Source organism: Nocardiopsis tropica (genome assembly GCF_042660575.1).
In the GTDB taxonomy this organism is placed as follows: Bacteria; Actinomycetota; Actinomycetes; order Streptosporangiales; family Streptosporangiaceae; genus Nocardiopsis; species Nocardiopsis tropica.
Genome location: NZ_JBHSUF010000018.1, coordinates 73,650 through 92,634, shown reverse-complemented (window position 1 = coordinate 92,634; position 18,985 = coordinate 73,650). Strand labels below are relative to the sequence as shown.

Below are 18,985 nucleotides of genomic sequence, written 5' to 3'. Positions count from 1 at the left end.
ACCTGACCAGGGGTTATCAACCGCGCGGTCCCTTCCGCGGTTGTCCGGGTGAACTACACTCGCGAATGTCCGAATTGTTGATCATTGTCAGCTTTTATGGGCTTCCATCCCTTCTGGAGTTGTTCCCTCCCGCGAGCAAGGGGCGTTCCTTGTCTGTTCCCCGTACTCTCACGCGTATCGTGCGCCCCGCCGCCGTCGCCGGCGCGGCCGCCCTGGCCCTCGGCGCGACCGCGCCCGCCCACGCCGACGAGCACTTCCCGGCGACGGCCGGCAGCACCCTCGTCAGCCTGTCCCACCACGGGGGCGGCTCCGTGACGGAGGGGTCCTGGGGCAGGGTCTACGTCGGATCGGACGTGGGGGGCGACTACCCGTCCGCCGACTTCTCCGCCGACCGCGGCGGCGTCGGCGCGCTCGTGGGGACCGGCGGCCCGGTCGAGTCCCGCGTCAACACCACCGCCGCCGGGGACGGCCGCGCCGAGGCGGTCTCCGCCCTCGGCGGCGGTTTCACGCTGGACCTTCCGGGCCATGACGAACCCGCCGTCAGCCTGACCTCGCTGCACAACTCCGTCAGGTGCGACTTCTCGGGCGACCTCGCCTGGGAGAACACGATCGGGAGCTCCGCGGAGGACGACCGCGTCATCTCCGTCTTCGGGACGCCGATCACGGCCGACGCCCCCGAGGTGAACGCCACCGTGGACATCCCCGGCCTCGACACGACGGCCGACGTCACCGTCCTGACCCGCGTGCCGGAGGACCCCTCCGCCGGGCGCGGCGAGGTGTCCACCTCCGTCACGGCCTCCGCGGGCGGGGCCGAGCTGTTCGCCCTGGAGCTCGGCGCCGTCGCCGTGGACTGCCTCGGCGACGGAGGGGCCCCCGGGGCCGACGGCGGGGAGGGCGCCGACGGCGGGGACGGACCCGGCGGGGACGACACCACCGCCGTCCGGGAGGACCCCGCCTCCCCGGAGGCCGGGGAACCCTCCGACGACCCGGACAGCGGGGACGGGACGGACGCGGACGGGGGCGCCCCGGACGGCGGCGCCCGGGCCGACGGGGACGCCCCCGCGGACGGGAGCAGGGACACCGGCGGGGAGCCGCCCGCGGCCCGGGAGAGCCCGGACCCCGTCGGCGCCGCCGACGGTCCCGCGGACCTGCCCCTGACCGGTGGCGCCCTGGCCGGCCTGGTGACCGCCGGGGTCCTCGCCCTGGGCGGGGGCGGCGCGGCCCTGTACCTCGCCCGCCGCGGCAAGCACAGTGACGGCCCCGGGGACGACACGGGAGACGGGGCGGCGCAGCGCTGAGGACGTTCCGGGCCCGCGTCGGACGGTCCCCGCGCCCGCCCGGCGGGACGCGGGACGGCACGCGGCGCACCGCCCGGACCCCGCCTGGCGGGGACACGGTCCGGTCCGCCCGGGCGCTCCGGGCCGCGGGCGGGCACCCCGCCCGCGGCCCGGGGCGGGGGACGTCCTAGCATGGCCGTGTGAAGAACCACTACTGGCACGTCGTGCTTCCGCCGCTGTGCGCCTGAGCGGGCGCACGCACACCCTTTCCTGACCCCGTCGGAGAGCTTGAACGGCGACCCCCGGTGACCGCACCCGGGTCGCCTCCCGTCGTGCGCCCGTTTCGCCGCCGCCGAAACACACGACGACGAAGGAACCACCGTGCCAGAACACTCCCCTTCCCGGTCCGGCGCACCGACCCGCACCCCCGCCGCACCCCCGCTCCAGGGGCCCCTGCCGATCCTCGCCGCGGCGGTCCTGTGGGGCACCACCGGAACCGCCGCCTCCTTCGCCCCGGCCGAGGCGCCCGCCGCCGCGATCGGCGCGGCCGGCCTGGTCCTGGGCGGCCTGCTCCTGTTCCTCACCGGGAGGGGCTCCACCGCCCTCCTGGCCCGGAGCGACCGGCCCACCCGCTGGGCCCTCGCCCTCGGGGCCCTCGCCGTCGCCGGGTACCCGCTGTCCTTCTACCCGGCCGTGGCGCACGCGGGGGTCGCGGTCGCCACGGTGATCACCCTCGGCAGCGCACCGGTCTTCTCCGGCCTGCTGGCCTGGCTCACCGGGCAGGCCCGGCCCACCGCGCGGTGGACGGTCGCGACCGCCTCCGCGGTCCTGGGCTGCGCGGTCCTCGTGCTGGGCTCGGAGTTCGGCGCGGGCGGGACACCGGTACGCCCGACCGGGGTGCTCCTGGCGCTGGCCGCCGGGTTCTCCTACTCCGCCTACGCGCTCGTCGCCGAACGCCTGATCCGGCGGGGCCATCCCTCCCCCGCCGTGATGGGCACCATGTTCGCGGGCGGCGGGATCGCCGTCCTGCCCGTGGTGGCGGCCACCGGAGCGGCCTGGCTGGCCACGGTGGACGGCGCACTGGTCGCCCTGTACCTGGCGGTGTTCACCGTGTTCCTGGCCTACCGCCTGTTCGGGCACGGCCTGCGGCACGCCTCCGCCTCCGTGGCGACCACGCTGACCCTCGCGGAGCCCGCCGTGGCCGCCCTGCTGGGAGTGGCCGTGGTCGGTGAGCGGCTGTCCGCGGTGTCCTGGGCCGGGCTCGCCGTGCTCGCCCTCGGCCTGGCCGTCCTGCGCGCGCCCGCCCGCCGCCGCGGCTGAGCCGCCGGACCGCCGCCTCCCCCGGCCCGGCGGCTGGACCGTCGGAGAAGGGGCCCGGACCACGGTGGTCCCCGATGACGGGGGCGGAGGCCGGTGCCGCCTCCCTCCCTGCGAACCGCAGACCGGAGAGCGCAGACAGGCCCGGCACCCGCTCCGCGTCCGGGATCGCACCGCGGTACGCCTCCACGGAACGGGGAGGGGCGCGGACGCAGCAGCGCCCGGGGTAGTGCGCCCCGGGCCCCGACGCGTGGGCCTCAGCCCGGGGCGTCGACCTCGATCTCGATCCGGCCGGGGTAGAAGGCGAGGTACGAGCCGATCTCGGCGACGATCTGGTACGGCTCCTCGTAGGTCCACACGGCGTCGGTGAGCTCCTCGCCGCCCGGCACCGCGAGCGTGTAGTAGGCGGCGGTCCCCTTGAAGGGGCAGTAGGTGGAGGTCTGCGTGCGCCGCAGGAGGGAGCGGTCGACGTCGGCGAGCGGGACGTACTGGACGGGCCGGTAGTCCGCCTCGCGCAGGGTCAGCGCGGCGGTGGTGTCGGCGACGACCAGCCCGCCGACGCGCACCACGACCCGCCCGGTGGTGGGTTCGACGGTGATGGGGTGGTCGGGCCCGGGGATCCTCGTGTCGTGTGCCATGGCCTGTGCGTTCCCTTCGGTCTCCCGTGTACCCGGCCACTGTACGGCGGCCGGCGCCGGAACGGACCCGGGGACGCGGAGGATTCGACGGGGCCGGGACCGCGGTCCCGGCCCCGGGGCCTCTAGCCCTGGTCCTCGCGGTGGCGGCGGGCCGGGTTCACGGGCTCCAGCACCGCCAGGCACTCCACGTGGTGCGTCATCGGGAAGGCGTCGAACGCCCTCAGGTCCACCAGGTTGTACCCGGAACGCGCGAACTCCGCAATGTCGCGGGCGAGCGTGGCGGGGTCGCAGGAGACGTAGGCGATCCTGCGCGGACGCGTCCCGGCGATGGAGCGGACGACCTTGGTCCCGGCGCCCGCGCGGGGCGGGTCCAGGGCGACGACGTCGGCCCGCACGTCGGCCCACTCGCGCAGCTGGGCGGCCACGTCGTTCTGCTCGACGCGGACCTGCTCCAGGTCCTTGAGGTTGTAGCGGGCGTCGCGGACGGCCTCGGCGCCGCTCTCCACGCCCATGACGCGGCCCTCCGGACCCACGGCGTCGCCCAGGGCGCCGGTGAACAGCCCGGCGCCGCAGTACAGGTCCATGGCGGTCTCGCCGGGCTTGGGCTCCAGCGCCGCCAGCACCGCGTCGGTGAGGGTCACGCCCGCCGCCGGGTGGACCTGCCAGAAGCCGCCCGCGCTGACACGGAACTCGCGGCCGTTGACGGTCTCGCGCACCCCGCGGCGGCCCTTCACCTGCTGCACGCGCCCGCCCTTGAAGCGGCGCAGCACAGCGCTGGACGCCTTGAGGTCGGGGAGCGCGCTCAGCCTGGCCTTGGTGGGGGTGATGACGACGGCGCGGTCGGCGCAGGTCGAGGAGGCGACGGCCTCCACGTCCTTGGTGTCCTCCCACGTCACGTCGGTGACGCCCAGTTCGGCCACACCGGGGTGGGCGATCAGGCAGCGGTCGACCGGCTCGATGTCGTGGGAGCGGTGGCGCCGCAGCCCCGCGTGGCCGTCGGTGTCCACGGAGAAGCGGACCCGCGTGCGCCAGCCCAGGCCGTCGGGGGTGCCGGGAAGCTCCTCGACGACGACGGCGCGCTCGATGCCGGCGATGTGGCGCAGCTGCTCGGCGACGACCTCGCCCTTGAGCCGGCGCTGGGCCTCCAGGGAGGCGTGCTGCCAGTCGCAGCCCCCGCACTTGCCGGGGCCGGAGAACTCGCAGGGGGCCTCGACCCGGTCCGGGGAGGCGGACAGGACGTCGACGGCCTCGCCGCGCAGGAACCGCGTGGTCTCCTCGGTGACGCGGACGCGGACCCGCTCGCCCGGAAGGGCGTGGCGGACGAAGACGACCTGGTCGTTGTGGCGGCCCACACACCAGCCCCCGTGCGCCACGTCGTCTACTGTCAGCTCGAACTCATTGCCCACACGGGTCATCGCTTCGTCCTTGGGTGGTCGGGTCGGGTCACGTTCCGGGTGACCCTGCGCGCACAGCCACCAAGCGTCCCCAATCTACCTGTCCTCGGGTACCGCCCGCGCTGTTCAGCCGTGTACGCGAGGGCCGGGGGCCGTCGCGCGCGCCGGACCGATGTGTGCCATGGTGTGACGGTGAGGGCACGCGGGACCACAGCGTGCGGCTGTCTCGACGGGAGTGCGGGCGAGGTGCACATCGTGATCATGGGGTGCGGTCGCGTGGGATCCACGCTGGCGCACACGCTGGTGGACCTGGGCCACACCGTGGCGGTGATCGACCAGGACCCCGAGGCTTTCCGGCGGCTGCGCGGCTCCGTCTCCAAGCACGCGGTCCGCGGAGCGGGGCACGACCGAGAGGTCCTGATGTCCGCCGGGATCGACCGTGCGGGCGCGTTCGCCGCGGTCAGCAACGGCGACAACTCCAACATCATCGCCGCCCGGGTGGCGCGCGAGGCGTTCGGGGTCGAGAACGTGGTGGCGCGGATCTACGACCCGCGCCGCGCGGAGGTCTACCAGCGCCTGGGCATCCCCACCGTCGCCACGGTGCGGTGGACGGCCGACGCCTTCCTGCGCCGGATGGTGCCGGGCGACGACCGGCTCACCGCGGGCCCGGAGTGGCAGGACGCGTCCGGGACGCTGGCGATGAACGAGGCGCCGCTGCCGAAGGGGTGGGCGGGCGCCCGCGTCGGCGAACTCGAGGAGGCCGCCCCGCTGCGGGTGGTGTACCTGGTACGGCGGGGACGGATCGTCCTCGCCGGGTCCGACGTGCGCCTGGAGGAGGACGACGTCCTGCACGTGGTCGGGCACGGCCGCGAACCGGACTCCCTCCCCGAGCGGCCGGACGGGCCGCCGAGGGTGCCGGGCGACGAGACGGGACGTGGGTGAGATGCGGATCGCCATCGCGGGAGCGGGGAGCGTGGGGCGCTCCATCGCCAAGGAGCTGGCGGGCAGCGGCCACGACGTGCTGCTGATCGACCGGGACACCCGGGCCATCGGGGTGGACGACCTGCCCGAGGTGGAGTGGCTGCTGGCCGACGCGTGCGAGCTGGCGACCCTGGAGGACGCCCGCCTGGGCGACTTCGACGTGGTCGTCGCCGCCAGCAGCGACGACAAGGTCAACCTGGTGGTGTCCCTGCTGGCCAAGACCGAGTTCGGCGTGGGCCGGGTGATCGCCAGGATCAACGAGCCCGACAACGAATGGCTGTTCAACGAGACGTGGGGCGTGGACCTGGCGGTCTCGCCGCCGAGGCTGATCGCCGACCTGGTCGAGGGAGCCCCCGAGGACGACCCGGACGAGGAGGGGACGCTGCCCCCGCTGCCGGGGGCGGAGATCGCCGAATCGGTGCTGCACGCCGCCAGCCCGTTCGCGGGGGCCGCGGAGTCCGAGCTGAGCGCGGCGCTGCCGGAGGGCGTGGCGCTGGTCGCCGTGCTCGGCCCCGGCGGGGTGCGCCCGCCCGACCCCGGGCGGAACCTGTCGGTGGGCGACACGGTGGTGTTCCTGGCCGACCCCGAGGCGCTGGGACCGTTGGAGGTCCTGCTGGGCCCCGTGGACGACGCCGCGGACGCCTGACCCCGGCCCTCAGGGGCTGCGGGGAGCGCGGCCCCCGCGCCGGACCGGTCCCCGGACGTCGGACCGGTCACCGGGAGGCCGGGCCACGAGGGTCCGAGCCCGGTACCGGACCGGGCCCGGGCCCCCGAGCCGTGTGCGGGTGCGCTAGGCGCGGTCCCCGCGGTCCCCGCGGGCGCCGTCCCCGGCTCCCGCCGCCCCTGTCTCCTCCAGCGGCGTCCGGCCGCGCGCCAGGACCCACACCATGCCCGCGAACGCGGCGACCTGGAGCGGCCAGCCCATGGCGATCTTGGAGAGGCCCAGGAGCCCGAACGTGTCGGCCCAGCCGTTGGTGTCGGCCATCCAGAGCGGATACTGCACGACCACGCGGACCACGCAGGGCAGCACCAGCAGCCAGGTGAGGCGGGAGGCCAGCCGGACCACCGCCGGGTTGGAGCGCCAGGAGGTGAAGTCCTCCTTGTGCCCGATGAACGGACCGATCATCAGCCCGATGGCGGGCCAGCGGACCAGGACCGACAGGCTGAGGACCACCGCGTAGACGGCGTTGTAGATGATCCCGGGCAGGAAGGCGTCCGCGGCGTTGCCGCTGCGCATCGCGAAGACCGCGGCGATGCCGATGCCGAACAGGCTGGTGACCACGTACTGGACCGAGGAGCGCTGCACGAGCCTGACCGCGCCCAGGACCAGCGCCGCGACCACCCCGAGGCCGATCGACAGCCTCAGGTCCGAGGCGATGACGTAGGACAGGGTGAAGGCCAGCGTGGGCATCGCCGCCTCGACCATGCCGCGCTTGCCGCCCAGGGCCTTGGACAGCTGGGAGCGGACGAGCGCCTCGACCGTGTCCTCGGTGACGGCGGGGGCTCCCGCCGGCGCGGGCCCCTCGGCCGCGCCCGGCGCCGACGCGCCCGCCGGGGCGCCGTCCGGCGCCGCCTTCGCCGTGTCGTCCGCCCCGGCCGCCGGGGCGGCCTCCCCGGCTGCCCTCTGCTGCTCAGTCATCCTGCTCCCGGTCCGGTCGGTCCTCGGTGGCCGTCGCCCCGCCGGGCCTCTCCCGCGCGGGCGCACAGGCCATGATGCCCCACACTATTAGACCCGTCACGGACCGAGGGGGCGCTCACCGTACTCCCTCCCGTCGTCCCGCCCGGCTTTGTCATGCTTGACCCGGTCTTGTCGCGTGCGGCTTCTCACCACGGCCCCATCGCGGAACGGCCCCCGGCGACCGCGGAACGGGGCCCGGCGTTCGGCCGCCGGGAACGCGGGTCCTGGCGGGCGTCGGCGCGACTCCGTACGCTGGCGGCCAGAACAGCCGGAGCGCCTACGCGAGGAGCACCATGCAGCAGAGCACGCCCCCCCGGCCGGACCACCTGGAGTTCGCCGTCGCCCTGGACCGCGCGCTGGTCCGCCCCGGCGCCTCGCACGTCTGGTCACCGCACTCGGTGGGGACCGTGCTGGCGCTGCTCGCGAGCGGGGCCGCCGGCCGCACCCTGGCAGAGCTGGCGGCCCTCCTCGGCGACGACACCGAGGGCCTGCTGGACGCCCTGGACGCCGCGGTGGCCTCCGGCGACGGGCCGGACCTGGCCGCGCTGAACGGGCTGTACGTGCCCGCCGACCTCCCGGTGCGGGCGGAGTTCGCGGCACGCGTGCGCGCGCGTCCCGGTGCGGAGGTGGAGGGCGCCGACTTCGAGAACGACTCCGAGGGCGTGCGCGCCAGGGTCAACGGCAAGGTGTCCGACGTGACCCGGGGGCTGATCGACGAGCTCCTCCCGGCGGGCAGCATCTCCCCCGACGTCCGCCTGCTGCTGGTCAACGCCCTGTGGGTGAAGGTCGTCTGGTCCGACCCGTTCGAGGCGGGCCTGACCCGGGACCGGCCGTTCCACGCACCGGGCGGGAGGCGGAAGGTCCCCACCATGCACCGGTCGGCGCGACTGCCCCACGCTCGGGCGCAGGGGTGGAGCATGGTCGGCCTGGAGGGCGGCCACGGCCTCACCCTGGACGTGCTGCTCCACGACGGGGACGCCGGCTCCCCTCCCCCGCTGACGGCGTCCGCCCTGTCGGAGCTCTACCGGGTCCGCTCGTCCCAGCAGGTCGACCTCGCCCTGCCCCGGTTCACCGTGGAGACCGACACCTCCCTGTTGGAGCCCCTCGCGTCCGCGGGGGTGCGTCACATGGTCACGGACGAGGCGCGTTTCGACGGGATCAGCGAGGAGCCGCTCCGGGTGGACGAGATCCTCCACCAGTCGGTGCTGAAGGTGGACGAGAGGGGCGCCGAGGGCGCCGCGGCCACCGCCGTGATGATGCTCCGCGCGGCGGCCGCTCCCCTGCGGCCGGTCAGGTTCACCGTCGACCGGCCGTTCGTGTTCGTGCTGCGCCGGGGCGGGTCGATCCTGTTCCTGGGACGGATCGCGGACCCGGTGGACCCGGGTCCCGGCTCCTGAGGTCCGCTCGACGGACCGGCCCCGGGAGGATCGCGCCTGCCCTCCCCGGGGCCCGCCGGCGGGACACGGCGCGGAGCACCGGCCCGCGGCGCCCGCCGTCCGGGGGCCGGGCGGTCCCGTGTCAGGCCTCCGGGGCCGCGTCGGGCGCCAGGAACGCGCCGGTGACCCCGGCCAGCTCCGCGCGTGCCCGCCCGTCCGACAGCGCGGCCTCGCCGTCCCCGTCCTGGGGGCCGTAGGAGCCGAACTGGGCGTGGTTCATCCCCTCCACCGACACCGTTTCCGCGGAACCGGGCAGGTGGCGGACGTTCTCCTCGAACTCCTCCGGGCTCGTGAGGGCGTCCCTTCCGCCCGCGACGGCCAGGACCCTCAGGTCGTCGCGGTCGGCCAGCCCCGCCGACTCGGTGGCGTAGGACGCCCACAGGATCAGCCCCTCCACCCCGGGCGCGGGGTCGCCGCCCGCGTAGGACGCGGCCATCGCCCCGCCCAGGGAGTGGCCGCCCACGTACCAGGTGTCCACGTCCGGGACGGCCGACACCGCGGAGTCGGCCCGGTTCACGTCGAACACGGCCATGTTGAGGCGCATCCGGGGGATGACGACGGTGGCGCCCGTGTCGGCGACCACCGGGGCCCACGAGGCGACGTAGGCCTCCGCCTCGACCCTGGCGCCGGGGTAGAACACGACGCCGGTGCCCGTGCCGTCCCGGGCCGGCGCGACGACCACCGCGTCCCCGGTGTTGCGCACCTGGACGGCGGGGTTCTCGACCGCCTCGGCCAGCGGCACGGGTTCGGCCCGGTACGGGGTGAGGGCCCACCCCAGGAAGGCGGCGCAGGCGGCCAGGAGCACGACCATGAGCCCCGCGGCCACCCCCCACCAGCGGCGTCGCCGCCGGCGCCCGCCCCGTGCGTCCTCGGTCATGTCCGGTCCCTCGTTTCCGTCCGGCGCCCGGGAGGCCGGGCGGTGCGTGTCCGGCGGACACGCTCAGCCCTTTCTACCGGTGGCTTCCGCCGCGCCGCGGGCGGGGCCGGTTCGGGGAGCGCCGTGTCGGCCCCGGTCGGGCGCCCGCGGCGCGTCCGCGTACCGGGACCGGCCGCAGGGGCGCGGACGGCACGGCGCGGGGGCCGCGGCCCCGGTCGACGACGCAGCGGGCCGGCGCGAGGCGTCCGGCGGGTGCGGGGGCGGGGGCGGCGTGGGCGGTGCGGGGCGTCGGGGCCTTCCGGTCCGGTGGCGGACGTCGCCGTCCGCACCGGTACCGGATGCCCTCTTCGCTTGCGTCAGGCCGGGGTGGGTGTCACCGACCTCCGCGGTCGGTACGCCTAGACCTCGAACACCTCGAAGGCCGTGGCCAGCGGCACCCCCGCCCACGACCCGGCCCGGGCGGCGGCCTCGGGCAGGAACGACCTCTGGTCGAACCCGTCGAGGGCTGCCAGGTAGACGGCGTGCGCGTCCAGGGACGCCACCCCGGCGGCAAGGTCGGCCTCGCTCAGCTCCACGTAGTGCGCGGCCCGCGGCGACGCGCCGAAGGCCACGAAGCGCACCCCCGACCAGGGGGTGAGCCCCTCCTGCGCCAGGTCGGGGAACACCCACCGGTTGGCGGCGTCGCGGACCGCGTCCAGCAGGGCCGGGCCGAGGACCCGGTGGTCGGCGTGGTTGAAGCCCCCGCCTCCCGCGAACTGCTCGCGGAAGTTGATGGAGACGACCGCCTCCGGACGGTGGCGCCGGATCGCCGCCGCGAGGGCCCGCCTCAGGGGCAGCCCGTACTCCAGGGTGCCGTCGGGGAAGTCGAGGAACTCGACCGTGGCGGCCCCCACCGCGGCGGCGGAGGCGCGCTGCTCCGCCATGCGCACCGGCGCGCACTCCTCGGGGGCGAGGCCGTCGATGCCCGCCTCGCCCTTGGTCACCAGGAGCTCCACGACGTCCTTGCCCTGGCCGGTCCACCGGGCGAGCGCGGACGAACTGCCGAACTCCAGGTCGTCGGGGTGGGCGACCACCGCGAGGACCCGGTCCCAGTCCTCGGGGAGCGGCCGGGGAGCGCTCTTCTCCGTCGTCTCTGTCATGGGGCACAGACTACGGAAGGGCGGCGTCCCCGGCACCTCTCCACGTGGCCGGGCTCAGGAGTCGCCGGAACCGCTCGGGGCGCCGCCGGGCGCGGCGGGCCCGGAACCGTTCGGCGCGGCGCCGTTGGGCGAGCGCCCGGCGTTGCCGTGCTGGGCGGTCTGCTGGGCGGCGCGCGTCTTGGCCGCCTGCGCCATCTGCTCCTGGATCTGCTTGGGCACGGTGATCTGGAGCAGCTCGTTCGGCGGCACCGGCTGGTCGCCGCGCACCACGACGATGCCCGCGAAGAGCTGTTCGATCTCCGCCATCACCTCGGGCTTGGAGGCCCCCTCGCCGCGGATCACGCCGCGCAGCACCCAGCGCGGGCCGTCCACGCCGATGAAGCGCACCCGCTGGGCGAGCTGCTTGCCGTCCTCGGTCGTGCGTCCCTTGACGGGGACGAGCGCCTTGAGCTCGGGGCCGAAGGTGCCCTCGTGGTCCTCGACCTTCCCGCCCTGCTTGACGACCTGCTCGCGCAGCTCCTCGCGCATCTCGTCCCACAGCCCGGAGGACTTGGGGGCGGCGAAGGGCTGCACCTGGAGCGCGCTCTTGCCGCGTACCAGGGTCACCCCGATGATCTTCTGCTTGCCCGCGCTGTCCTGGGCGACGTTCACCTGGATCTCGGTGCCCTGCTCCATCGGCAGCCGGATGCTGCCCAGGTCCATGCGTCCGGCCTCGGGCGCGTCCTCGGTGGAGTCCCACGGACCGGTGGTGCGGTAGCGGTCCGCGTCCTTGACGGGCTGGCCCCGGGACGCCTCAGGCTCGACCTCGTTGCCGAAGGAGACGTCGCCGGCGGCCCCGCCCGTGGTGGGGCCGGCCTCCGATCCCGTTCTGCCGGTCTCATTGTCCCGCTTCTTGCGGCGGCGTCCAAACACGCCTTCACCTCTCCGATTCCGTTGGTCCCGGGATCGCACCGGGGTTGGTGGGAGCCGTCACCGCTGCGCGGCGTGGCCCCCCGTCGAACCGAAACCGCCCGTCCCCCGGTCCGACTCCGGAAGGGAGTCGGCCTCGACGAACACCGCGTGCTCCACCCGCTGGACGACCAGCTGCGCGATCCGGTCGCCCCGGGTCAGCTTCACGGGGGTCTCCCTGTCCGTGTTGAGCAGGATCACCTTGATCTCACCGCGGTATCCGGCGTCGATGGTGCCCGGCGCGTTGACCATGGTGACGCCGCTGCGCGCAGCGAGACCGGAGCGCGGGTGCACGAAGGCCGCGTACCCGTCCGGGAGGGCGATCGCCAGGCCGGTGGGAACGGTCGCGCGTTCGCCGGGGGCGAGGACGAGGTCGACCGCGGTGTGCAGGTCGGCCCCTCCGTCGCCGGGATGCGCGTACGCGGGCAGGGGGAGGCCGGGGTCCAGGCGGTGGACCGTGATCGGGATCCGGCCGCCTTCCGGGGCTGTGGTACTCACATCGGTCGAGCCTATCGCCCTCCGGGCTCTGCCCCGGTGTCCGGCGCCGCCGGTTCGCGCCGGGGATCCGGGCGCGACGGCGGGGCGGGACCGGATCCCCGGTCCCGCCCCGTGCGCCCTGGCGGCTGTGCTCCCGGCCGCCGGGAACGCCCCCGCGGCCGCGGTCCTACTCCCCGGCGGCCTCGGGGAGCGTCACCTCGACGGTGAGGTCGGTGTCGTCGGTGTCCTGGAAGTCGATCCCGGCCGCGCGGCCCGCGGCGGCGATGTCACCGGTGGCCGCGCGGGCGGCCCCGACCCGCTTGCCGGAGACCCGCACGTGCTCGACCTCGGCGCGCATCGACAGCTTGGCCTCGGACTTGGCCTTGCGGATGGCGCGCAGGACCTCGGCCGTGGCGGCGAGGACCACCGGGTCGCCGTCGGCGGCCGCGGCGCGGTAGGAGGCGGCGTCCGGCCACGTCTGGGAGTGCACCGATCCCTCCTGCCACCAGCTCCAGACCTCTTCGGCGACGAAGGGGACGAAGGGCGCGAACAGCTTGTGCAGGGCGCCCAGCGCGACGAGGAGCGCGGCGCGCGCGGAGGCTCCCTCGGCGGACGAGGTGTCGTAGGCGCGGGTCTTGACGAGCTCCAGGTAGTCGTCGCAGAAGTCCCAGAAGAAGCGCTCGGTGCGCTCCAGGGCCCGTGTGTGGTCGTAGGCGGCGAACGCGGCGGTGGCGTCCTCCACGACGTCGGCGAGCGCGGCCAGCATCGCGCGGTCCAGCGGCTCGGTGACCTGGTCGGGGTCGGCCGTGGCGCCCTCGCCCGCGACGGACATGACGAACTTGCTGGCGTTGAGGATCTTGATGGACAGCCGTCGGCCGACCTTCATCTGGCCCTCGTCCATGGCGGTGTCGGTGCCCAGGCGGCCGCTCGCCGCCCAGTACCGGACCGCGTCGGAGCTGTACTTCTCCAGCAGCGCCAGGGGGGTGACGACGTTGCCCTTGGACTTGGACATCTTCTTGCGGTCCGGGTCCAGGATCCAGCCGGAGATGCCGGCGGTGCTCCAGGGCAGGGTGCCGTTCTCGAAGTTGGCGCGGACCACCGTGGCGAACAGCCAGGTGCGGATGATGTCCTGGCCCTGCGGGCGGTAGTCCATCGGGAAGACGCGCTCGAACAGGTCCTGGTCGCGTTCCCACCCGGAGGCGATCTGGGGGGACAGCGAGGAGGTGGCCCAGGTGTCCATGACGTCGGGGTCGCCCATGAAGCCGCCGGGAAGGCCGCGCCGGTCCTCGGTGTAGCCCGCGGGGACCTCGGAGCTGGGGTCGACCGGGAGCTGGTCCTCCGAGGGGAGGATCGGCTCGTCGTAGCGCGGGTTGCCGTCGGCGTCCAGCGGATACCAGACGGGGAAGGGGACGCCGAAGAAGCGCTGGCGGCTGACCAGCCAGTCGCCGTTGAGGCCGCCGACCCAGTTCTCGTAGCGGGCGCGCATGTGCTCGGGGTGCCAGGTGAGTTCGCGCCCGCGCGCGATCAGCTGCTCGCGCAGGTCCTCGTCCCGGCCGCCGTTGCGGATGTACCACTGGCGGGTGGTGACGATCTCGAGGGGCTTGTCGCCCTTCTCGTAGAACTTCACCGGGTGGGTGATGGGCTTGGGCTCGCCGATCAGGTCGCCGCTCGCGCGGAGCATCTCGACGGTGCGCTCGCGGGCCGTGTGGACGGTGGCGCCGACGAGCGCGTCGTAGGCCTCGCGGGCGGCGCCGGACTCCAGTCCCCGGGGCGGGTCGGCGATGAAGCGGCCGTCCCAGCCGATGACGGGGCGGGTCTCCAGCTGGAGCTCGCGCCACCAGGTGACGTCGGTGGTGTCGCCGAAGGTGCAGATCATCGCGATGCCGGACCCCTTCTCGGGGTCGGCGAGGCGGTGCGCCCGGACCGGGACCTCCACGCCGAAGACCGGCGTGCGCACGGTGGTGCCGAACAGGTCCTGGTAGCGCTCGTCGTCGGGGTGGGCGACCAGGGCGACGCAGGCGGCCAGGAGCTCGGGGCGGGTGGTCTCGATGTGGACCGCTGTGCCGTCGGGCCTGTGGAAGGCGACCTCGTGGTAGGCGCTGGGGCGCTCGCGGTCCTCCAGCTCGGCCTGGGCGACGGCGGTCCGGAAGGTGACGTCCCACAGGGTGGGCGCCTCGGACATGTAGGCCTCGCCCCGGGCCAGGTTGCGCAGGAAGGCGCGCTGGGCGGCGGCGCGCGAGTTGTCGTCGATGGTGGCGTAGGTGTGGCGCCAGTCGACGCTCAGCCCGAGCCGGCGCCAGATGGACTCGAAGACCTTCTCGTCCTCGGCGGTGAGCGTGTCGCACAGCTCGATGAAGTTGCGCCGGGAGACGGGGATCTGCCGCTTGGGGTCGGGCTTGGCCGGCGGCTCGAACTCCGGGTCGTAGGGGACCGACGGGTCGCAGCGGACGCCGTAGTAGTTCTGGACGCGGCGCTCGGTGGGCAGGCCGTTGTCGTCCCAGCCCATCGGGTAGAAGACGGCCTTGCCGTTCATCCGCTGGAAGCGCGCGACGGTGTCGGTGTGCGTGTACGAGAACACGTGGCCGATGTGCAGCGACCCCGAGACCGTGGGCGGCGGGGTGTCGATGGAGTAGACGTCCTCGCGGCTGCGGGTGCGGTCGAAGTGGTAGACGCCGGACTCATCCCATACGTCGACCCACTTCGCCTCGATACCGTCCAGCGAAGGCTTGTCGGGCATGCGGAAGGAATGAGAGCGGTTGGTCATGGGGCAATGGTAGTGCTCCGACGACCGTGATCGCTCCGGGTTTCCGGGCGTCACAGAGGGGCAAAAACACCCCCCCGGGGTATCCTGTCCGCGGGAGGTCGGCATGAAAGGATCTCCCCGTACGCACAGGAGGGCGGCGCGCACGTCGCGCCCCCTCGTACACCCAACGGAAACGGTGGACGATTCACATGGCTAAGAAGGACGGCGGTGACGTCGGTCCCGCTCTCGCCGGGTTCGCGGCCGGGATCGCGGCGGAGTTCGTGATGCGCAAGGCCCTGAACTTCGCCTGGACCCGCGTGACCGGCGAGGAACCGCCCACGGACCTGGAGTCCCCCGACGTCAGCCTCGGCCGTGCCCTCAGCTGGGCCGTGATGGCCGGCGTGGGCGTGGAGGTGGCCCGGGTGCTGGCCGTACGGGCCGCCAGGGCGAAGCTGGTCGGCGCCGGCCCCAAGGAGCTGGAGCTCTGAGGCCCGGGCGCCCGGCGCCCCGTGACGGCGGCGGGCGGCCGACCGCACCACCCAGGTGTGTGGTCGGCCGTCCGCCGTCGTCCCCCCCGGCCCCTCGCGTCCGGACGGGCGGGGAACGTCCGGGCGGTACGCGCGACGCGCCCCCGGTCAGGGACGCGTCGAGTCGCGGCGGGGTCCGCTCCCGACGGACCGGAGGTCGCACGGAGCGGGGCGGTTCAGCGTCCGTCCCGTCCGCTCAGGTGCACTCCTTGCAGACCAGCTGACCGGCGCGCTGTTCGGCGAGCTGGCTGCGGTGGTGCACAAGGAAGCAGCGCGAGCAGGTGAACTCGTCGGCCTGGCGCGGGAGCACGCGCACCGCGAGTTCCTCGCCCGACAGGTCGGCACCGGGCAGTTCCATGCCCTCCGCGACCTCGTCGGGGTCGACGTCGATCGTGCCGGTGCCCTTGTCCACGCGCCGCGCCTGCAGCTCCTGGAGGCTGTCCTCGTTGATGTCCTCGTCAGTCTTGCGCGGGCTGTCGTAGTCGGTGGCCATCTCTGCTAACTCCATCCCCCTCGTTCAGTGCCTCGTCGCGCGGGTGTAACGCTTGAGAGACCTTCGTTGTGCCCGGATCTGCCGATGAGTTTTCCCGATGTCGGTGAACCGTGTCCCCTCCCGGGCCACTGTCCACAGGTGAGCAGTAATTTCACGGGATCGTGACCGATGGCGGCCATGTGTGGCGGCTGCGCCAAGGATCGGCTCCCTGTGTACTACCCAACGTCGAGCGCCTCGTAGACCAGGAAAATCCGCTTCCGCCCATTCCGGACAAAGCGCAAAACACTCCCCCAGGGGCGGGCGAAAGCCAAGACATGCCCACGTCAGGAGGGATTCCCTCCGTGTCCACGCCCGGGGAAGCATACCCACCCGAGCGCGACGCTCGTGACACGGGTGGGCGTGTCTTCGGACACGTATAGATACCACGAAGTCCGGCCGAACGCAGCTCGGTCCCGGCCCCCGGCCCCGCCGGGGGCCTCTCCGCGCCGGCGCACGGCGTCCGTGGCGGGCCCGGAGGAGCCGGGCCACGGGGGTTCGGCCGACCGCGGGCCCGGGTCAGCGCCGGTCGCCCGGGTCCCCGGAGGACACGGGGAGGCACACGGTGACGACCAGGCCGCCGCCCGCCCGGGGCCAGGCGGTCACCACCCCCTCGTGGGCGCGCACCACGGAGCGGACGATGGACAGGCCCAGCCCGGCGCTGCGGCTGGAGCCGACCCGGTCGCCGGAGCCCCGGCGGAACGGCTCGAACAGCCCCTCGATCTCGTAGGCGGGGATCACCTTGCCGGAGTTCTCCACCTGGACGGCGGGCATCCCCTCGTACATGCCGCTGCGGACGGTGATCTCGCCCTCGGGGACGTTGTACTTGAGGGCGTTCTCCACCAGGTTGCCGACGAGCCGCTCCAGCAGGACGGGGTCGCCCACCACCGGGGCGGGACGCAGGTCCTGGCGCAGTGACAGGCCGGAACCGGACAGGTCGCCGTCGAGCTGGCTCAGCACCGTCCCGGCGACCTCTCCGAGGTCGACCCTGGCCCGGACCTCCAGCTCCCTGTCGCTCTTGGCGAGGAAGAGCAGGCCGTCGATGAGCCGTTCGTGGCGGGCGTTGGTCTCCAGGAGGGTCTGCCCCACGCTCTTCAGGTCGGACGAGACGTCCGGCGCGCTGAGCGCCACCTCCAGGAGGGTGCGGTTGATCGCCAGGGGCGTGCGCAGCTCGTGGGAGGCGTTGGCGACGAAGCGCCGCTGCCCGTCGAAGGCCCGGTCCAGGCGCTCCAGCATCCCGTCGAAGGTGTCCGCCAGCTCGCGGATCTCGTCGTCGGGACCGGACAGGGCGATCCGCTCGTGCAGGGACCGCTCCGACAGCCGGCGCGCGATGCGGGTGATCTTCTGCAGCGGCGACAGGGCCCGCCCCGCCACCGCGTATCCCAGGGCCACCGCGAGGAGCCCCACCAGGAACAGCGCCAGCAGTGAGAACCGCGTGACGTGGGTGAGGACCTCCTCGATGAGGTAGCTGTGGGCGAGCAGCTCCGAGGCGGACTCCTCCGCCAGGAGCGCGTTGAGCAGGACCGCCACGACCAGGTAGTTGACCAGGACGAGCACGGAGCCCGCGGCGAAGAACAGCATCCCGTAGATGAGGGTGAGCCGCGCGCGAAGGCTGATGTTGTCGGTGAAGTGGTGGACCCGCTCGGAGGCCGTGGAGCGCTCCGCGGCCCCGCCCCGGGGAGAGGTGGAGTGCAGTCGGCGCCACGTCCCGGTGTCGCCGGGGCCGGTGGGTTCCACCTGCCCGGGCTCGGGACGCTCCCCCGGTCTCACAACCGGTACCCCGCACCGGGCACTGTCTGGATGACGGGCGGGTCGCCGAGCTTCTTGCGCAGCGTCATGACGGTGACGCGGACGACGTTCGTGAAGGGGTCGGCGTTCTCGTCCCAGGCCTTCTCCAGCAGCCCCTCGGCGCTGACCACGGTCCCCTGGGCGCGCATGAGCACCTGGAGGACGGCGAACTCCTTGGGCGTGAGGGGGATCTCCCGGTCGTCGCGGTACACGCGGTGGTTGGCCGGGTCGAGGGTGATGCCGTGGCGCTCCAGGACCGGCGGGAGCGGCGGCGCGGAGCGGCGGCTGAGCGCGCGCACGCGGGCGATGAGCTCCGCGAAGGCGAAGGGCTTGGCCAGGTAGTCGTCGGCCCCGATGGTGAGGCCCTCGACCTTGTCCTGGACGCCGCCGGAGGCGGTGAGCATCAGGATGCGGCCGTTGTAGCTCTCGTTGACCAGGGTGCGGGCGACGTCGTCCCCGTGGGTGCCCGGGAGGTCCCGGTCCAGGACGACCACGTCGTAGTCGTTGACGGCCGTGTGCTCCAGGGCGGTGTCGCCGTCGTAGACCACGTCGACGGCCATGGCCTCGCGGCGCAGCCCGACCGCGACGGCGTCGGCCAGGACTCGTTCGTCTTCGACCACGAGTACGCGCACGTTGTTCCTCTGAAGCGTTGGTACCTGGAAGAAAAGGGGCCGCTGCCGGCGCATCCCCCAACACACCGGCAGCGGCGTTCTTGGTCCCGGCCGCGTCATCCGTTCTTTCACAGCCGGGGTAAGGAGACGGTAAACCCGTCGCGGCGGTTTCGCGAACCGGCCGCCCACCTCACCCCCGTGTGACCACGGGCGCTGGGCCGGGAGCTTCACAACTCCCCTTGGCGCACGGGGAGCCGCCGCCGACGAATCCCCCAACCGTCGGCAGCGACCCAACCCCGCACATCTCGAATGTGTCAGATGAAGAATAAGGAACGAGTAAGCACAAGACCCCGGAGGGAAATGTGTCGTGGGACACCCTTGATCCGGACTTGACCGGGGGCCGGGCGGACACCGGGCAGTGCCGGCTCCGCGTCCCCCTCGGCCGGGCCCCCACCCGTCCCGGCAGCACGCCCCCGCCCGGGGACGGGTCACGGAAGGATCACGTGCGGGGGGCGGGGGTTTGACCTGGATCACAGTGCGGTACACGTAAGGGATGCGCGCGGACACCGGCCCGAGGGCCGGACCGCGACGCGTACGCGTGTCACAGGGTCGTGACCACTTCGAT

General features: G+C 74.0%; 17 protein-coding genes. 6 read left to right on the top strand and 11 right to left on the bottom strand.

Annotation, left to right across the window (positions count from 1 at the left end; translation table 11 throughout):
* Nucleotides 1–179 precede the first annotated feature (179 nt).
* Nucleotides 180–1,298 carry a hypothetical protein gene (locus ACFQBR_RS25530; protein ID WP_344183942.1) on the top strand — a complete coding sequence of 373 codons (1,119 nt, stop codon included), beginning with the start codon at nucleotides 180–182 and terminating at the stop codon, nucleotides 1,296–1,298.
* Between the two features lie 360 nt (nucleotides 1,299–1,658).
* On the top strand, nucleotides 1,659–2,597 hold the full coding sequence (locus ACFQBR_RS25525) for an EamA family transporter (protein ID WP_344183941.1): 939 nt from the start codon (nucleotides 1,659–1,661) through the stop codon (nucleotides 2,595–2,597).
* Nucleotides 2,598–2,851: 254 nt separating this feature from the next.
* On the opposite strand, the gene ACFQBR_RS25520 is transcribed toward ACFQBR_RS25525, so the two are convergent.
* Both ACFQBR_RS25520 and ACFQBR_RS25515 read right to left on the bottom strand, forming a co-directional pair.
* The gene (locus tag ACFQBR_RS25520) at nucleotides 2,852–3,232 is read right to left on the bottom strand and encodes a DUF427 domain-containing protein (protein WP_344183940.1); all 381 of its coding nucleotides are present in this window, start codon (nucleotides 3,230–3,232) and stop codon (nucleotides 2,852–2,854) included.
* A 122-nt stretch (nucleotides 3,233–3,354) separates the two neighbouring features.
* A complete protein-coding gene (locus tag ACFQBR_RS25515) occupies nucleotides 3,355–4,647 on the bottom strand; it encodes a class I SAM-dependent RNA methyltransferase (RefSeq protein WP_267949142.1) in 1,293 nt (430 codons plus the stop codon).
* A gap of 225 nt (nucleotides 4,648–4,872) precedes the next feature.
* Here ACFQBR_RS25515 and ACFQBR_RS25510 point away from each other — a divergent pair, with 225 nt between their 5' ends.
* Both ACFQBR_RS25510 and ACFQBR_RS25505 read left to right on the top strand, forming a co-directional pair.
* Nucleotides 4,873–5,568, top strand: a complete 696-nt coding sequence (locus tag ACFQBR_RS25510; protein WP_267949141.1) for a potassium channel family protein — start codon at nucleotides 4,873–4,875, stop codon at nucleotides 5,566–5,568.
* Nucleotides 5,561–6,253 carry a potassium channel family protein gene (locus tag ACFQBR_RS25505; protein ID WP_344183939.1) on the top strand — a complete coding sequence of 231 codons (693 nt, stop codon included), beginning with the start codon at nucleotides 5,561–5,563 and terminating at the stop codon, nucleotides 6,251–6,253. The genes ACFQBR_RS25510 and ACFQBR_RS25505 overlap by 8 nt, the downstream gene beginning before the upstream one ends.
* A gap of 144 nt (nucleotides 6,254–6,397) precedes the next feature.
* Here the strand turns inward: ACFQBR_RS25505 and ACFQBR_RS25500 are convergent, their stop codons facing one another.
* Nucleotides 6,398–7,246 carry a DUF3159 domain-containing protein gene (locus tag ACFQBR_RS25500; RefSeq protein ID WP_344183938.1) on the bottom strand — a complete coding sequence of 283 codons (849 nt, stop codon included), beginning with the start codon at nucleotides 7,244–7,246 and terminating at the stop codon, nucleotides 6,398–6,400.
* Between the two features lie 332 nt (nucleotides 7,247–7,578).
* Here ACFQBR_RS25500 and ACFQBR_RS25495 point away from each other — a divergent pair, with 332 nt between their 5' ends.
* Nucleotides 7,579–8,682 (top strand): serpin family protein, encoded by a 1,104-nt coding sequence (locus ACFQBR_RS25495; protein ID WP_344183937.1) that lies wholly within the window; start codon nucleotides 7,579–7,581, stop codon nucleotides 8,680–8,682.
* A 121-nt stretch (nucleotides 8,683–8,803) separates the two neighbouring features.
* Here ACFQBR_RS25495 and ACFQBR_RS25490 read toward each other — a convergent pair whose 3' ends face one another.
* From ACFQBR_RS25490 to valS, 5 genes are all read right to left on the bottom strand, one after another.
* Nucleotides 8,804–9,598, bottom strand: coding sequence for an alpha/beta hydrolase (locus tag ACFQBR_RS25490; RefSeq protein WP_344183935.1), 795 nt, complete (start codon nucleotides 9,596–9,598; stop codon nucleotides 8,804–8,806).
* Between the two features lie 398 nt (nucleotides 9,599–9,996).
* The gene (locus ACFQBR_RS25485; RefSeq protein ID WP_344184990.1) at nucleotides 9,997–10,737 is read right to left on the bottom strand and encodes a PIG-L deacetylase family protein; all 741 of its coding nucleotides are present in this window, start codon (nucleotides 10,735–10,737) and stop codon (nucleotides 9,997–9,999) included.
* Nucleotides 10,738–10,791: 54 nt separating this feature from the next.
* Nucleotides 10,792–11,649: a DUF3710 domain-containing protein gene (locus ACFQBR_RS25480; protein WP_344184991.1), complete on the bottom strand. Its 858-nt coding sequence runs from the start codon at nucleotides 11,647–11,649 to the stop codon at nucleotides 10,792–10,794.
* Between the two features lie 57 nt (nucleotides 11,650–11,706).
* Complete coding sequence (gene dut / locus ACFQBR_RS25475; RefSeq protein ID WP_267949134.1) at nucleotides 11,707–12,183, bottom strand: dUTP diphosphatase; 477 nt, start codon at nucleotides 12,181–12,183, stop codon at nucleotides 11,707–11,709.
* 166 nt (nucleotides 12,184–12,349) lie between these two features.
* On the bottom strand, nucleotides 12,350–14,926 hold the full coding sequence (valS, locus tag ACFQBR_RS25470; RefSeq protein ID WP_344184992.1) for a valine--tRNA ligase: 2,577 nt from the start codon (nucleotides 14,924–14,926) through the stop codon (nucleotides 12,350–12,352).
* 188 nt (nucleotides 14,927–15,114) lie between these two features.
* Here valS and ACFQBR_RS25465 point away from each other — a divergent pair, with 188 nt between their 5' ends.
* A complete protein-coding gene (locus ACFQBR_RS25465) occupies nucleotides 15,115–15,393 on the top strand; it encodes a DUF4235 domain-containing protein (RefSeq protein WP_267949132.1) in 279 nt (92 codons plus the stop codon).
* A gap of 235 nt (nucleotides 15,394–15,628) precedes the next feature.
* On the opposite strand, the gene ACFQBR_RS25460 is transcribed toward ACFQBR_RS25465, so the two are convergent.
* From ACFQBR_RS25460 to ACFQBR_RS25450, 3 genes are all read right to left on the bottom strand, one after another.
* Complete coding sequence (locus tag ACFQBR_RS25460) at nucleotides 15,629–15,925, bottom strand: DUF4193 domain-containing protein (RefSeq protein WP_087100666.1); 297 nt, start codon at nucleotides 15,923–15,925, stop codon at nucleotides 15,629–15,631.
* A gap of 555 nt (nucleotides 15,926–16,480) precedes the next feature.
* Nucleotides 16,481–17,731 carry a sensor histidine kinase gene (locus tag ACFQBR_RS25455; RefSeq protein WP_344184994.1) on the bottom strand — a complete coding sequence of 417 codons (1,251 nt, stop codon included), beginning with the start codon at nucleotides 17,729–17,731 and terminating at the stop codon, nucleotides 16,481–16,483.
* Entirely contained in the window at nucleotides 17,728–18,381 is a 654-nt protein-coding gene (locus ACFQBR_RS25450; RefSeq protein ID WP_267949130.1) for a response regulator transcription factor, read from the bottom strand. The genes ACFQBR_RS25455 and ACFQBR_RS25450 overlap by 4 nt, the downstream gene beginning before the upstream one ends.
* Nucleotides 18,382–18,985: the final 604 nt, after the last annotated feature.

Coding starts and splice junctions, on each gene's coding strand:
- ACFQBR_RS25520 (WP_344183940.1), bottom strand. CDS start 3,232: ATGGCACACGACACGAGGATCCCCGGGCCCGACCACCCCATCACCGTC.
- ACFQBR_RS25515 (WP_267949142.1), bottom strand. CDS start 4,647: ATGACCCGTGTGGGCAATGAGTTCGAGCTGACAGTAGACGACGTGGCG.
- ACFQBR_RS25500 (WP_344183938.1), bottom strand. CDS start 7,246: ATGACTGAGCAGCAGAGGGCAGCCGGGGAGGCCGCCCCGGCGGCCGGG.
- ACFQBR_RS25495 (WP_344183937.1), top strand. CDS start 7,579: ATGCAGCAGAGCACGCCCCCCCGGCCGGACCACCTGGAGTTCGCCGTC.
- ACFQBR_RS25490 (WP_344183935.1), bottom strand. CDS start 9,598: ATGACCGAGGACGCACGGGGCGGGCGCCGGCGGCGACGCCGCTGGTGG.
- ACFQBR_RS25485 (WP_344184990.1), bottom strand. CDS start 10,737: ATGACAGAGACGACGGAGAAGAGCGCTCCCCGGCCGCTCCCCGAGGAC.
- valS (WP_344184992.1), bottom strand. CDS start 14,926: ATGACCAACCGCTCTCATTCCTTCCGCATGCCCGACAAGCCTTCGCTG.
- ACFQBR_RS25465 (WP_267949132.1), top strand. CDS start 15,115: ATGGCTAAGAAGGACGGCGGTGACGTCGGTCCCGCTCTCGCCGGGTTC.
- ACFQBR_RS25460 (WP_087100666.1), bottom strand. CDS start 15,925: ATGGCCACCGACTACGACAGCCCGCGCAAGACTGACGAGGACATCAAC.